The 14,571-nt window shown below is 71.7% G+C and carries 9 protein-coding genes; 4 read left to right on the top strand and 5 right to left on the bottom strand.

Annotated features, from left to right (window positions below; all coding sequences use genetic code 11):
• Nucleotides 1-505: 505 nt before the first annotated feature.
• Nucleotides 506-3,115: a bifunctional FO biosynthesis protein CofGH gene (locus BLT82_RS22595; protein ID WP_093657687.1), complete on the top strand. Its 2,610-nt coding sequence runs from the start codon at nucleotides 506-508 to the stop codon at nucleotides 3,113-3,115.
• A gap of 490 nt (nucleotides 3,116-3,605) precedes the next feature.
• Complete coding sequence (locus tag BLT82_RS22600; RefSeq protein ID WP_093657689.1) at nucleotides 3,606-4,721, top strand: ADP-ribosylglycohydrolase family protein; 1,116 nt, start codon at nucleotides 3,606-3,608, stop codon at nucleotides 4,719-4,721.
• A 75-nt stretch (nucleotides 4,722-4,796) separates the two neighbouring features.
• On the opposite strand, the gene BLT82_RS22605 is transcribed toward BLT82_RS22600, so the two are convergent.
• Nucleotides 4,797-6,272 (bottom strand): sodium:solute symporter family protein, encoded by a 1,476-nt coding sequence (locus BLT82_RS22605; RefSeq protein ID WP_244292079.1) that lies wholly within the window; start codon nucleotides 6,270-6,272, stop codon nucleotides 4,797-4,799.
• A 9-nt stretch (nucleotides 6,273-6,281) separates the two neighbouring features.
• On the bottom strand, nucleotides 6,282-7,064 hold the full coding sequence (locus tag BLT82_RS22610) for an SDR family oxidoreductase (RefSeq protein WP_093657691.1): 783 nt from the start codon (nucleotides 7,062-7,064) through the stop codon (nucleotides 6,282-6,284).
• A gap of 81 nt (nucleotides 7,065-7,145) precedes the next feature.
• Between BLT82_RS22610 and BLT82_RS22615 the strand changes: the two genes are divergently transcribed.
• Nucleotides 7,146-7,988: a hypothetical protein gene (locus BLT82_RS22615; protein WP_093657693.1), complete on the top strand. Its 843-nt coding sequence runs from the start codon at nucleotides 7,146-7,148 to the stop codon at nucleotides 7,986-7,988.
• A 214-nt stretch (nucleotides 7,989-8,202) separates the two neighbouring features.
• On the opposite strand, the gene BLT82_RS22620 is transcribed toward BLT82_RS22615, so the two are convergent.
• The 3 genes from BLT82_RS22620 to BLT82_RS22630 form a co-directional block, all read right to left on the bottom strand.
• The gene (locus BLT82_RS22620; RefSeq protein WP_093657695.1) at nucleotides 8,203-8,403 is read right to left on the bottom strand and encodes a DUF397 domain-containing protein; all 201 of its coding nucleotides are present in this window, start codon (nucleotides 8,401-8,403) and stop codon (nucleotides 8,203-8,205) included.
• 241 nt (nucleotides 8,404-8,644) lie between these two features.
• On the bottom strand, nucleotides 8,645-9,502 hold the full coding sequence (locus BLT82_RS22625) for a helix-turn-helix domain-containing protein (RefSeq protein WP_093657697.1): 858 nt from the start codon (nucleotides 9,500-9,502) through the stop codon (nucleotides 8,645-8,647).
• A gap of 704 nt (nucleotides 9,503-10,206) precedes the next feature.
• The gene (locus tag BLT82_RS22630) at nucleotides 10,207-10,926 is read right to left on the bottom strand and encodes a GOLPH3/VPS74 family protein (protein WP_093657699.1); all 720 of its coding nucleotides are present in this window, start codon (nucleotides 10,924-10,926) and stop codon (nucleotides 10,207-10,209) included.
• Nucleotides 10,927-11,143: 217 nt separating this feature from the next.
• Between BLT82_RS22630 and BLT82_RS22635 the strand changes: the two genes are divergently transcribed.
• Nucleotides 11,144-13,972: a hypothetical protein gene (locus tag BLT82_RS22635; RefSeq protein ID WP_244292080.1), complete on the top strand. Its 2,829-nt coding sequence runs from the start codon at nucleotides 11,144-11,146 to the stop codon at nucleotides 13,970-13,972.
• The last annotated feature ends 599 nt before the right edge of the window (nucleotides 13,973-14,571 follow it).

The following is a 14,571-nucleotide window of genomic DNA, read 5'->3' on the forward strand; positions in this document are numbered from 1 at the left end:
GTTCCCGAATGCAACGCGTAATTGCGCCTCAAAACAGGGCGATTGGGGCGTGTTCGGGCGGCCTCTCCTACGGGAGAGGGAGCCGGCTCCGCGCGAGGGCCGGGGTGCCGGGTCACTGCCGTCGGCCGTCTCCTGGATCTCCTCCGGCGGCTGGGATCACGGCGCGGAACGCGTCGAGGGCGGCAGTCGAGTGGTCTCACGACGGCTTCCTCGCGCATAGGCGTTCCCGGCCCGTTCCCGTCGACACGAACGCGGGACACGCGTACTCCTCCTCCGTACCGAGGCGTGCACCTCGGACCCCGGTGCCGGGTGCTCGATCGCCGATCACCGGGACCCCGCCCCCGCCGGAGCCCGCGCCCCGTACCTCCGCGTCCCCGGATGGTACGTCCGCCCCGCTCGCAACTTCTCGGCCCGCGCTCCCGCGCACCCCCTCTCACCGACCCTTTTCGGCGCATACGCCCCCACCCCCCGTCCCGCTGTCCGTCCGCGCTCGTATGCTCGCTGCATGACGGATCACCAGGCCGGAGACCGGGCCGGAGACCAGGCGGGGCGTCCGACCGCCAACGCCATGCGCCGCGCCCTCAGGCGGGCCCGGGACGGCGTCGCGCTCGACATCGGCGAGGCCGCCGTGCTGCTGCAGGCGCGGGGCGCGGACCTGGAGGACCTGTGCGCGTCCGCGGCGCGCGTGCGGGACGCCGGGCTGGAGGCGGCGGGGCGGCCCGGCGTCATCACGTACTCGAAGAGCGTGTTCGTCCCGCTCACGAGACTGTGCCGGGACAAATGCCACTACTGCACCTTCGCCACCGTCCCCGGCAAGCTCCGTCGCGCCGGCCACGGGATGTTCATGTCGCCCGACGAGGTGCTGGACATCGCGCGGCGCGGAGCCGAACTGGGCTGCAAGGAAGCCCTCATCACCCTCGGCGACAAGCCGGAGGACCGCTGGCCGGAGGCGCGCGAGTGGCTGGAGGCGGAGGGGTACGACGACACCATCGCCTACGTACGCGCCATGGCGATCCGCATCCTGGAGGAGACGGGACTCCTTCCCCACCTCAACCCGGGCGTGTTGACCTGGACGGACTTCCAGCGGCTCAAGCCCGTCGCCCCCTCCATGGGCATGATGCTGGAGACCACCGCCACCCGCCTCTGGTCCGAGCCCGGCGGCCCGCACCACGGATCGCCCGACAAGGAGCCGGCGGTGCGGCTGCGGGTGCTGGAGGACGCCGGGCGCAGCTCCGTCCCGTTCACCAGCGGGCTGCTGATCGGGATCGGCGAGACGTACGAGGAGCGCGCGGACTCGCTGTTCGCGCTGCGCCGGGTCTCCCGCGCCTACCACGGCATCCAGGAGCTGATCATCCAGAACTTCCGCGCCAAGCCCGACACGGCGATGCGCGGGATGCCGGACGCCGACCTGGACGACCTCGTCGCCACGATCGCCGTCGCCCGGCACATCATGGGACCCTCCGGCTGCCTCCAGGCGCCGCCGAACCTCGTGGACGAGGAGTACGGACGCCTCATCGCCGCCGGCATCGACGACTGGGGCGGGGTGTCGCCGCTGACGCCCGACCACGTCAACCCCGAGCGGCCGTGGCCCCAGATCGACCTGCTCGCCGAGCGGTCCGCGGCCGAGGGCTTCCGACTGCGCGAACGGCTCGCCGTGTACCCGGAGTTCGTCCGGCGCGGCGAGCCCTGGCTGGACCCACGGCTGCTCCCGCACGTGCGGGCCCTCGCCGACCCCGAGACCGGTCTCGCGAACGAGGGCGCGCTGCCCGTGGGCCTGCCCTGGCAGGAACCGGACGAGGGCTTCGTCGCGAGCGGGCGGACCGATCTGCACCGCACCATCGACACCGACGGCCGGACCTCGGACCGCCGGGACGACTTCGACGAGGTGTACGGGGACTGGGGCGCCCTGCGCGAGGCGGCGGCGCCCGGCATGGTCCCGTCGCGGATCGACACCGACGTACGGCACGCTCTGGCCACGGCGGCGGACGATCCGACGAAACTCACCGACGACGAGGCCCTCGCGCTGCTCCACGCCGACGGGCCCGCGCTGGACGCGCTCTGCTCGATCGCCGACGACCTGCGCCGTGACGTCGTCGGCGACGACGTCACGTACATCGTCACCCGCAACATCAACTTCACCAACGTCTGCTACACCGGCTGCCGCTTCTGCGCCTTCGCCCAGCGCCGCACCGACGCCGACGCGTACACGCTGTCGCTGGACCAGGTCGCCGACCGCGCCCGGCAGGCGTGGGACGTCGGCGCGGTCGAGGTGTGCATGCAGGGCGGTATCCACCCCGACCTGCCCGGCACCGCGTACTTCGACATCGCCCGGGCCGTGAAGCAGCGCGTCCCCGGCATGCACGTGCACGCGTTCTCGCCCATGGAGGTCGTCAACGGCGCCACACGCACGGGCATGTCGATCCGCGAGTGGCTGACCGCGGCCAAGGAGGCCGGACTGGACTCCATCCCCGGGACGGCCGCGGAGATCCTCGACGACGAGGTGCGGTGGGTGCTCACGAAGGGCAAGCTGCCCACCGCCACCTGGATCGAGGTCGTCACCACCGCCCACGAACTGGGCATCCGCTCGTCGTCGACGATGATGTACGGGCATGTCGACCAGCCCCGGCACTGGCTGGGCCACTTCCGCACCCTGTCCCGCATCCAGCAGGAGACGGGCGGGTTCACCGAGTTCGTGACACTGCCCTTCATCCACACCAACGCCCCCGTCTATCTCGCCGGCATCGCCCGCCCCGGCCCCACGACCCGCGACAACCGCGCCGTCACGGCGATGGCCCGGCTGCTGCTCCACCCGCACATCCCCAACATCCAGACCAGCTGGGTGAAGCTCGGCGCGGACGGCGCCGCGGAGATGCTGCGCTCCGGGGCGAACGACCTGGGCGGCACGCTGATGGAGGAGACCATCTCCCGGATGGCAGGGTCGGGTTACGGCTCGTACCGCTCCATCCGCGACCTGACCGCCATCGCCGAGTCCGCCGGTCGTCCGTCGAGGCCCCGTACGACGCTGTACGGCGAGGTCCCGGCGGAACGGCAGCGCACCGCGACGGACTCCGACGGCCACCTCCCGGAGTTGCTGCCGGTGCTGGAACAGGGCTGAGCCGGCGCCCGGTGATCGCCGGGGCGGGCGAAGGCCCGTGATGTGAGTCACGCCGGGCGGTCGGCGGCCCCCCACCCCCGGCCGTCCACGGCCCGGCGGCCCCACCACCGGCCGTCCACGGCCTGGTCGGCCGTCCGGCTGGCCGTCGGCCGTTCCGCCCGGTCAGCGCCGGGCACCGGCCCGCGCCGGGGCCATCGGCGCGACGCGACTGCCGTCCCGCCTGCGACTCCCGCCCCGCCCACGCGACAGCCGTCGCCGTGCCTGTGCGACGGCTGTCGCTCCGGGCACGCGTCGGCGGCCGTGACGACGACGGCGACGGTGCAGGTCACGGCGCCCCGCGGCGGTGTCGCACCGCACCGGGAACGGTGATCGGAACCGGGCCGAAGCTGACCGTCGCATTCCGCTTCATAAGCCGTTCCGGCTGGATTCCGCCCATGAAGCGATCTCTCGCGGTCGATTACAGTGCTGCGCACGAGAAGGGGGGAGCCGCGTGACCACACCGGCCGCAGCCGTCTGGGGACGTGCCGAGCAGCAGGACTTCCGCGCCCGGGTGCGCGGCTGCCTGCTGGGCGGGGCAGTCGGCGACGCACTGGGTGCCGGGATCGCCGCGCTGTCGCTGGACGAGATACGCGCCGCCCACGGACCGGACGGGGCTGCCGACCTGGTCCCCGCCTACGGCCGCCGCGGTGCCGTCACCGCCGCCACCCAGCTGACCCTCTTCACGGTCGACGGCCTCATACGCGCCCAGGTCCGCCGGGACACCGGCGCCTGGCACCCGCCGACCGACGTCCACAGAGCCCATCTGCGCTGGGCGGCCACCCAGCGGGACTGGGGCCCCGACGAGCGCCGCAAGGACAACGGCTGGCTCGCCCGCGAGGAATGGCTCTACACGCGTCGCGACCCGAGCCGCTCCTGCCTCACCGGCCTCGCCGACGAGGTCCTCGGCACGGTCGACAAGCCCAAGAACCCCACCGCCCGCGACGCCGGGGCGGTCGTCCGCTCCGCGCCCTTCGGACTGCTCGTGGGCTGGGAGCCGCAGCTGGTCTGCCAGCTCGCCGTGGAGTGCGCGGCGCAGACCCACGGCCACCCCACCGCGTACCTCTCGGCCGGCGCCTTCGCCGTGATCGTCCACGGGCTGGCCCGCGGCGAGACCGTCGACGGCTCCGTCCAGCGGGCGCTGTCCCTCCTCACGAACAGGCCCGGCCACCAGCCCGTGACCGACGCGCTCAAGCAGGCGCTCGGCGCCGTACGCCAGGGCATCCCGAGCCCCACCCGCATCGATGCCCTCGGCGATCCCGAGAACGCCGAGGACGCTCTCGCCGTCGCCGTCTACTGCACCCTCGTCGGTGAGGACGTCCGCCACGGACTCCGCCTGGCCGTCAACCACGACGGCCCCTCCCACACCACCGGCACCCTCTGCGGCGCCCTCCTGGGCGCGCTCCACGGCGAGACGGCCCTCCCGCCCGCCTGGCTGGCCGAACTCGAGGGCCGTTCCACCATCCTCGAACTCGCCGACGACTTCGCCATGGAGATGACCCAGGGACCGGCCCTGCACGGCCCCGCCGCCTCCGCCCCCGGTTGGCTCCAGCGCTATCCGCGCGGCTGAGAGCGGACCGGGCGCAAAGGCCCCGGATCGACCGACGGCGTCCCTCTCGGTACCGGGCCCTTGCCAAGGGGATCCTCAGCCGTCCGCGCCCTCCTTGACCGGCGGCACCTCGCTCGGCCCTGCCGGTGCCGGGACCGCCGCCGCGGCCGGGTCGTCGTCGCCGTTGATCCTCGCCAGCACCAGATCCCTCTCGGGCGTGTCCTCGGGCTTGATGAAGCCGACGAGGACGTACACGATCAGTGAGATCGCGAGCGGCACCGAGACCTTGTACTGCAGCGGCGTACCGCCGTCGATGCCCCAGCTGATCGGGTAGTTGACCAGCCAGAAGGCGAGCAGGCCGAGCCCCCAGCTGCTCAGCGCCGCCGTCGGACCCGACCGGCGGAAGGACTTGAGCAGGCCGAGCATGAACGGAATCGCGATCGGGCCCATCAGACCGGCCACCCAGGTGATGACGACGGTGATGATGTTCTTGAAGGTCGGCGAGTTCACCTGGGTGGCGATCGCCATCGACAGTCCGAGGAAGGCGACCGTCGTCCAGCGGGCCGCGAACAGCCCGGCGCGCTCGCTCCACGTCCGCGCCTTCCTGGAGAGCACCGGCATGATGTCGCGGGTGAAGACGGCGGCGATCGCGTTGGCGTCCGACGAGCACATGGCCATCGTGTGCGAGAAGAATCCGACGATGACCAGGCCCAGCAGGCCGTGCGGCAGCAACTGCTCGGTCATCAGGGCGTACGAGTCCGAGGCGTCCGGCTTCTGCGCCTCCACCAGCAGCGGCGCGCACCACATCGGGAAGAACAGGACCAGCGGCCACACGAACCAGAGGAGGGCGGAGAGCCGGACCGAACGTGTGGCCTCGCGTGCGTTGGCGGTCGCCATGTAGCGCTGCGCCTGGTTCCACATTCCGCCGTTGTACTCGAACGTCTTGATGAAGAGGAAGGCGAGGAGGAAGGTCACGGTGTACGGGCCGGCGGTGGGGGCTCCGTGGCCCTGCAGCTCCGGTTCGTCCCAGATCGTCCAGAAGGTCGAGAAGCCGTCGAGCTCCCCCATCACGGCGACGAGCATCGCGATGCCGGCGAAGAACTGGATGACGAACTGGCCCATCTCCGTGAGGGCGTCCGCCCAGAGGCCGCCGACCGTGCAGTAGATGCCGGTGATGACGCCGGTGATGAGGATGCCCTGGTTGAGTGAGATCCCGGTGAACACCGAGAGCAGTGTGGCGATCGCCGCCCACTTGGCGCCGACGTCCACGATCTTCAACAGCACTCCGGACCAGGCGAGTGCCTGCTGGGTCTTCAGGTTGTAGCGGCTCTTCAGGTACTCGAGCGGCGAGGCGACGTGGAGGCGCGACCGCAGCCGGTTGAGCCGCGGTGCGAACAGCTTGGCCCCGATGAAGATGCCGATGGCGATCGGGAAGGACCAGGTGACGAAGGACGTGACCCCGCTTGCCCGTGCGGCCCGTGCGGCCCTTGCGGCCTTTGTGGCGGGTGCCGGTCGCCTCGGGGCGCGCTGCGTGCCGCGCACCGAACGGCGGCGGCCGCCCCGTATGTGCAACCGCGGTGGCTACCGCATGAGTTCACCGGCGTTGACCAGGAGGGACTGGCCGGTGATGGAGCGGGCGCGGTCCGAGGCGAGGAAGGCGACGGCCTCCGCGACGTCCCCGTCCGTCGCGAGCTCCGGCAGTGCCATGCGCTCCGTGAGCCGGGAGAGCACCTCGGCCTCGGGAACGCCTTCGGTGTCGGCGGTGAACCGTATGTACGCCTGGACGGGCGGGCCCCACATCCAGCCGGGGAGCACGGTGTTGACCCGGATCCGGTGCGGTCCGAGCTCCCGGGCCAGGGAGTACACGGCGGAGGTGAGCGCACCCTTCGATGCCGCGTACGCCGCCTGCCGGACCTGTGAGGGGGCGGCCACCGCTGACTGGGTGCCGATGACGACCACCGATCCGCCGCGCTCCTTGAGGGCGGGCAGGCAGGCGCGGGTCATGCGCAGGGTGCCCAGCAGATTGACGTCGAGGACCTGCTGCCAGGTGGAGAAGTCGGCGTCCTCGATGCCGCCGAAGTAGCTGTCCCAGGCGGCGACGTGGACGACGGCGTCGATGCCGCCGAAGCGCTCCAGTGCAAGGGCGGCGAGTGCCTCGCACTGGCCCTCGTCGGTGATGTCGGTGGCGCGGTGGGCGGTGTGTGCGCCGGTGGGGTCGATCTCGCCGGCGGTCTTCACGAGGTTCGCTCCGGTGCGGGCGCCGAGGACGGCGTTCCCGCCGTCGCGCACGACCGTCTCGGCGACCCGGTGCCCGAGTCCGGCGCCGACGCCGGACACGATGACGGTCTTCCCTTGCAGCAGCATCTCGGCGCCTCCCGGCTCTGGCCCTTTATCTGACGGTGCGTCAGAGTAGGTCCGCCCATCGCAGGAGGGAAGGGGAGTGTCGTGAGCGAGGACACCCGGTCCGGGGTGTACGCGGAACTGGCGGCCGTCGGCCCCTACGGGGTCCGTCCCGGCCATGCGCTGATCACCATGGTCGAGCCGCATCCCGGCCATGAGTACGCGTACAACCGCTGGTACGAGGACGACCACTACTACGCGGGCGCCATGGCGATGCCCTGGATGTTCGCGGGGCGTCGCTGGGTCGCGACCCGGGATCTGCAGCTGCTGCGCTATCCGGAGAAATCGGCGGTGGCCAGCCCGGTGACCGCCGGCTGCTACGTCTCCACCTACTGGATCACCGACGGGCGCTACGACGACCACATGCGATGGACGGTCGGAATCAACAAGAGGCTCAATCGGGACGGCCGTGTCCACCAGGCCCGTACCCATGTGTTCACCGCGTTCCAGGACCATGTGGCGACCGTCTACCGGGACGGTGCCGCGGGTCCGCGCGACTACCACGCGCTCGACCATCCGTACGCCGGGCTGGTCGTCGAGGTGATCGACGCGGAGAGCCCGGAGGTCCGGGCGGAGCTGCTGGAGTGGTTGCGGTCGAGGGAGCTGCCGAAGCGGCTCGCGCCGAAGGGGGCCGCCGTGTCCCCGGCGGCCATGGTGACGGTGTTCCGGCCCACGCCGCTGCCGCTGGACCGGATGACGTACGTGAAGCAGGTCGAGGGCGTGGACACCCGGCTGACCCTGCTGTGGTTCCTGGAGCAGGATCCGAGGGAGGTCTGGGAGGAGCATTTCGCCGGGCTCGACGCGGGGGAGCTGGGGAGGATCGAGCTGGTGGCGCCCTTCATTCCGACGGTCCCCGGTACGGACCGCTATGTGGACGAGCTTCGATGAAGGACGGACCTTGGGCGAGAGGTGGGTCGAGCCGTCCCCGGGCATGGGGCGTGGCCTGCAGCGCCGAGCCCCCTCGGCCGGGACGGCGGACCAGTCGAGAGGGCTCTGTCCGTCGAGTCAGGGTCCCTCGACGCTGGCCGGCACGGCGCCCGTGGGGCGGGCCGGCGTCGGAAGCCTTCGGCTTCCTCGCTTTTCTGCTTCCGGCTTCGGATCCCTAGAGGGAGCCTTTGCTCACGCCGTGCACGAACGCGGTCCAGGAGCCGGGGACGAAGGTGATGGAGGGGCCCTCGGGGGCCTTGGAGTCGCGGACGGCGATCGCCTGCACAACAGGGGACTTGACCTCGACGCATGCGCCGTTTCCGCCGGAGTACGAGGATTTGACCCAAGTGTCCGTGGCGCCCTGGTGAATAGCCATGTCTTTCTCCGGTTCCGTGTTTCGACGGTGTTGCCGACGTGCTCGACGGCGTGATCACGACGCTACTCGGCGCGCTTGACCGCTGAGAACGTCCGTTCACCCGACCGGATGGCATATTCCACTGTGCTCTTCCGGGAAATGGTCACGAAGGTGTACCGTGCGCCCCCGCGCCTTCCCGGTCCGCTTCCCCATGGTGTCCCCGCGGCCGTCCGACGACGGGTGGGCGACACCGGAGCTGCGCTCATCTGGCGTAGGACTTGGCGATGTCCTCGATGAACTCCCGTGTCTGCTCGACGTTCAGCGCCTGCGCCCGCAAATGCTCGTACATCACGGTGTACTTGTGCACGTCGTTCGCCTTCTCCAGGTACAGGTCGCTCGTGACGCCCTCGATGTACACGACGCTCGAGTCCGAGGCGTCGGGGAACTCCAGGATGGCGTAGTGGCCGGTGATTCCGGGATGGGCGCCCATGCTGAACGGGAGCACCTGGACGGTGACGTGCGGCAGCTGCGACTGCTCGACGAGATGCTCCAACTGCTCGCGCATCATCTCCTTGTTGCCCACGACCCGCCGCAGCGCGGCCTCGTCCACCACGGCCCACAGTCGCAGCGGACTCTCGTCGGAGGCGATCCGCTCTTGGCGGCGGACCCGGACCTGGACGCGCTTCTCCACATCGCTGCTCGGGGTTTCCGGGAGCGCGCCGGTGATGAGCGCCTCCGCGTACCCCCTGGTCTGGAGCAGGCCCGGCACGATCTGCGGCTCGTACACCCGGAGGCTCGCCGCGTCCGTCTCCAGGCCGATGTAGACGCTGTAGGGGATGTCGCCGAAGGCGTGCCACCAGCCCTGCTGGCGGGAGTCCTTGGCCATCTGCATCAGGGAGTCGACCACGCGGTGGTCCTCGACCTCGTAGACTCCGCAGAGGTCGCGCACATCGCGCTGACTGATCGACCGCCGGCCGTTCTCCAGTCGGCTGATCTTCGACTGGGAGACCAGCAGACGGTCCGCCACCTCCTCCGCGGTCATGCCCTTGAGCTCTCGGAGCCGGCGCAACTCCTGGCCCAAACGGCGGCGCCTGACGGTGGGGTTGACGTTGGACGCCACGGGAACTGCACCTCCGGCTGTGGACTGCTGCGCGGTCCTTGTTGCTGTGCGTATCTACGTCTCAGCAGACTGCCACCTAAGGTGCTGCCCGCGCTGGAAAACGACGACACGCACGCACAATGCGGGGGACAAAACGCCGGCTGTGCGCGGCAAGTCGGGGCAGGGCGCATGCGTGAGCGCGCGACGGAACACCCGTCCGGGCATGCGCGCGTACGCGTGAGCGGCGCGCCCCGTGCGGGTCGCGTACGTGGGAGCGCGTGCGACAGAGGCCCCATGACAGTGGCGCGCGCACGACAGTGCCCGCGCATGATGAAGAGAGCGCGGGGCAGTCGCTCGTACGACTGCCCCGCACCCTCTGCGGCTCCCGTACCCGGTCCGGGGTGACGTCGGTCCGGCGGTTCTCTCCCGGCGGGCACGCGAACGGGTGGTCCAGGCCGCGTCCACGGCCCACGGGTACGACATGAGCACCCGTGGCCGTGGCCGCTTCCGTACACCCGGCCCGTACCCGTACTGGCGCCGCATCGGGCAGTGCTCGCCCCGTCGCGACGCCCGGCACGGCGACTCGCGGCGTTGCCGGATCAACCGAGTAGCTCCGCTACGAGGTCGGTCCGGCGCCTCGCGGCCCTTCCCCGGCCCGGAGGGCCTGGGGAGACCCCACGCACCGGACGCCGCTCCTTGACGGGCAAACCCAGCCTGATGCGGTACTAGTGCACGGCGGCGCGGGCCATGCTGCCGCGTCGTGACGGCATCTGCACGGCCGGCTGCCGGCCGGGCGCTGCCGAGGCACGGCGTGGCTGCGCGGACGCACCGTTCTGAACGTCCATCACGGCGTGCGCCACGAGTCCGCCCATGGGGTCGTGCCTGATCAGGTCCCGGAGCCGGGAGCGGGAGGACCGCCCTTCGTTCCCGGGATAGAGGTGCTTGCCCAGGCCGACCGCGTGCGCCAGTGCGGCGAGTGCGGCCGTCCGCGGGTCCGGCGGTACGCCGGTGCGGATCGCGCTGTCCAGCCGGGCCCTGATCTCCCGGCTGATCGCCGTGTCCGTCGCCTGGTAGCGAGTCGTCGGCAGCACCCCGCACATCTGGCCCGCCACGGCATGGACCATGCCGCACCTTTCCAGATGTGAAAGGTAGGTCTGGCGCAACCCCAGCCGGGGCCCGCCGATCCAGTGGACCGCCCGGACCGGACTGCCGCGTCTGCGCAGCAGTTCCAGTGCGGAGTCCAGTGTCGGATCTCCTGTCGGCCGTGGCATCACCACGGCGATACGATCCCCGTCTGGGGCTATCCGTCCTGCCAGGGCCAGCTCCACTAGCTGTGCTCCGGCCAGGCCGAGGTCGAGCGACTGCGGCTGCGCTGTGGTACCCGTGGCCGGGTCCAGAGCGAGCAGCAGAAGCTCCTCCGGAAGTGTTCTGCGGCTCCTGCCCATCCATGCCTCCCCGCGTGGATGAATGACAGGGTGACGCCTCTCACATTGGTCTGTCGAGAGTGCCTGGGTGCTTCGTACGGGAACCGGCAGGTATGTCGTTCTCGTCTAGCACGGGGGCCAAGGGGCTCACACAGGACACTGGTAGATGGTTCGGACAGTGGTGCGGGTGGTACCAGCGCCACGGCGCGGGTTCAGGTTGAGGCACGGAGGAGGCACGGTGGCGGGCGAGTCCCCCGACAAGTCGGAGCAGCAGAAGTCGTCGGGGGAGACGACTCCGGGCGAACGTGATCCGCGGCTTGCCGTGGCCCGTTCGGCGGGGGCGTCCACCGAGGGGCGTGTCGACCAGCCGACGGCGGTGTTCAGGACGCCGCCGTCGGAGCCGACGTCTTCGGGCAAGGGTACGGACAGTGGCGTGGCCGCGGACGCGGACAGGGAAACGGACACGGACACGGGTGGGGACGCGGCCGATTCGGCGTCCGGTTCCGAAGACGAGGCCGGGTCCGCTTCCTCCGAAGCCGAAGCCGAAGCCGGAGCCTCCGAAGCCGGGTCCTCGGAGGACCGCTCGTCCGAGGCCCCCTCCTCCGGCGGTGGCGAGCGGGCACCGCAGGGCGACGACCGCCTCCGTGCGGCGGTGGCCGCATGGGTTTCCGGCAAGGACAAGACCCCGAGCGGGACCGTGGCCGAGACCGTGAAGGCGGCTGCCGCCACGGACGAGGGCACGGGCTCGGCCGAGGACTCGGCCCCGGCCGTCAAGGGCGACGGCAAGGGCCTTGGCGGCGACGAGGCGGACGCACAGGCTCCGGGGGCGGTCGAGGGTGATGGCACCCCCGAAGACGTCCCCAGCACCCCGGAGGCGGCCGACAAGGCCGGGAAGAGGCCCACGGCACCCGCCCCCCGCAAGTCCGACGACGCTGAACCGTCAGCCGACGCGAAGGCGGACGCGGGCGGGAGCGAGGGCGGCGAAGGCGGGGACGAGGACGGCTCCGGGAGCAGGGCGCCCAGTTGGGCCGCCGCCCGTCGCGCCGTGAAGGAGGCAACCGCAGCCGAGGGCTCCTCCGCGGAGGGCCACGGCATCGCCGCGGACGGCGACCGCGCCGTGGCGGCGGGTTCCGACCAGGACGCCGACGAGGCCGACGGCGCCGAGGACCGGACGCCGGTCGACCAGCCGACGGCCGTGTTCAAGGCGCTGCCCCGGCCTGCCGTGGACCAGCCGACCACCGCCCTGAAGATCACCCGGCAGCCGGCGCCCCCCAAGCAGGCCACGAAGTCCTCCGAGTCCTCCGCACAGTCGGGCTCGGAGCGCACGGGCTCGGACCGCACAGGCTCGGAGCGCACGGGTTCCGAGAAGGAGGCCGAGCGCACCACGGCGCTCCGGGTCACCGCACCCCCGAGCGAGCGGGCGAAGCCGGGCACGAAGCCGGGCGGGAAGCCGGCGGCCGGACCCGACGGCAAGCCCGGGTCCCCGGGCACGCCCGGCGCCGGGACCACCTCCGGAGGCGGGGGCGCGTCCGGCTCCGCCACGGCTGCCGGGGCCGCGTCCAAGCCGGGGCCCGCCTCCGACGGCGCTTCCGGTGACACTCCCGAGTCCGCCGCGGAGCGGACCAGCACGTTCGTACCGCTGCGGCGCGACGACGTACGGCCCGCCGCGTCCTCGGCGCAGTCGGCTCCCGCCGCCGCGAAGCCGGCCGGGCCCGCGGCGTCCGCCGCCGCTCCGCCCGCGTCGCTCGCCGAGCCCGAGCGCACGAAGCAGCAGCCGCTGCCGCCCAAGCCGCCGCTCGACCTGCTCGCCGAGCTGACGAACACTCCGCCGCCCCCTCAGACTCCCGTGCGCACCCTGGTGCGGCGGGTCAGGATCTGGACGCCGCTGGTCGTGCTGCTCCTGATCGTCTTCGCGGTCGCACAGACCTTGCGTCCGCTCCCGGCACCCACGCTCACGCTCACGGCCGAGCCGACGTACGCGTTCGAGGGTTCGGCTCCGCAGCTGCCCTGGCCCGCCAAGGGCCAGGCGTACATGGCCGCGTCCGGGCTCGGCACGCTCGGCTCCTCCGGGGAGCAGAAGCCCGTGCCGATCGCGAGCGTGACCAAGTCGATGACGGCGTACGTGATCCTCAAGAACCACCCGCTCAAGCCGGGCGAGGCGGGGCCCATGATCGAGATCGACGCCAAGGGCGAGTCGGACGGCCAGCTCGACAAGACGGACAACGAGTCGACGCTCAACACCGTCAAGAAGGGCGACAAGATCAGCCTGAGGGACGCGCTCGCGGCGATCATGATCCCGTCCGCGAACAACATCGCGCGTCAGCTGGCTCGCTGGGACTCCGGCTCGGAGAAGGCGTTCGTCGAGAAGATGAACGCCGCCGCCGAGGAGCTCGGGATGAAGAACACGACCTACACGGACCCGTCCGGGCTGGACGCAACGACGGTCAGCACGGCCGAGGACCAGGTCAAACTGGGTCTGAAGCTGGTCGAGATCAAGGCCCTGATGGACATCACCAAGCTGCCCGAGTGGACGGACCCGTCGGGCAAGAAGTGGCGGAACTACAACGAGCTGCCGCCGTACGACGGCGCGCTCGGCATCAAGACCGGCAGCACCACCAAGGCCGGCGGCAACCTGCTCTTCGCCGCCCACAAGATGGTCGGCGACACGGACCAGTTGATCGTCGGCGCCGTGCTCGCACAGCACGACACCCCGATCCTCGGTACCGCGATCAAGGCGAGCAAGGATCTGATGCTCGCGACCCAGGACGCCCTGAAGAACGCGACGATCGTCAAGAAGGGCCAGGTCGTCGGTGTGGTCGAGGACGGTCTGGGCGGTTCGGTCCCGGTCGTGGCCACCAAGGACGTGCAGGCGGTCGGCTGGTCCGGGCTGACCGTGAAGCTCGAGCTGACGAACGGCGGCAAGGCCCTGCCGCACGAGGCCGCGGCCGGCACGGTGGTCGGTTCGCTGACGGTCGGAGAGGGCGCCAGCCAGGTCACCGTGCCGGTGACCCTCCAGGATGACCTCGCGGAGCCCGGGTTCGGCGCCAAGCTGACCCGCCTGGGCTGACATCGGCCAGCCGGACGGGGGCACGGAGGTTCGTGCCCCCGTCCGCCGCATCAGCACCGTGCTAGCGTCCCCGGATCGCGGCGTCCCCGGTCCCGGGGCAATTCGCGAAGCCGGGACGGCGTCCCCGAGCACGGGAAGCGACCACGGGAGCCGCAGTGACCACCGTCGAGCCGACACACGCGGACGAGAGCAGCGCCGTGAGGGGGCCACGAGCCGCGAAGGACCTACGAATAGGGGAGGATTCCGGAACGAGTTCCCCCGAGTCCGTCGCGTGCCCCGTGACCCCTGGTTGCCCTGTGTCCCACGAGCCCGCCGCATCCCACGCGTCCGCCGCATCCCACGCGTCCGCCGCATCCCACGCGTCCGCCGCGTCGGCTGTGTGCGCCGCCTGCGCCGTGGCCCCGGTGGCGCCCGACCCCGCCGCGCCCCGTGAGGTGTCCGCCTCTCCCGGAATCCCCGCACCCCACGGGCCCGTCGGGTCGTCCGGGGTCCCTGCGTCCCGCGACGTCCCGGCGCCCGGCGACGTGCGTCCCGGGGTCCCTGCGTCCCGCGACGTCCCGGCGCCCGGCGACGTGCGTCCCGTGGTCCCGGCGTCCCGC

It is taken from the genome of Streptomyces wuyuanensis, assembly GCF_900103455.1.
Lineage (GTDB): Bacteria > Actinomycetota > Actinomycetes > Streptomycetales > Streptomycetaceae > Streptomyces > Streptomyces wuyuanensis.

Coding starts and splice junctions, on each gene's coding strand:
- BLT82_RS22595 (WP_093657687.1), top strand. CDS start 506: ATGACGGATCACCAGGCCGGAGACCGGGCCGGAGACCAGGCGGGGCGT.
- BLT82_RS22610 (WP_093657691.1), bottom strand. CDS start 7,064: ATGCTGCTGCAAGGGAAGACCGTCATCGTGTCCGGCGTCGGCGCCGGA.
- BLT82_RS22620 (WP_093657695.1), bottom strand. CDS start 8,403: ATGGCTATTCACCAGGGCGCCACGGACACTTGGGTCAAATCCTCGTAC.
- BLT82_RS22630 (WP_093657699.1), bottom strand. CDS start 10,926: ATGGGCAGGAGCCGCAGAACACTTCCGGAGGAGCTTCTGCTGCTCGCT.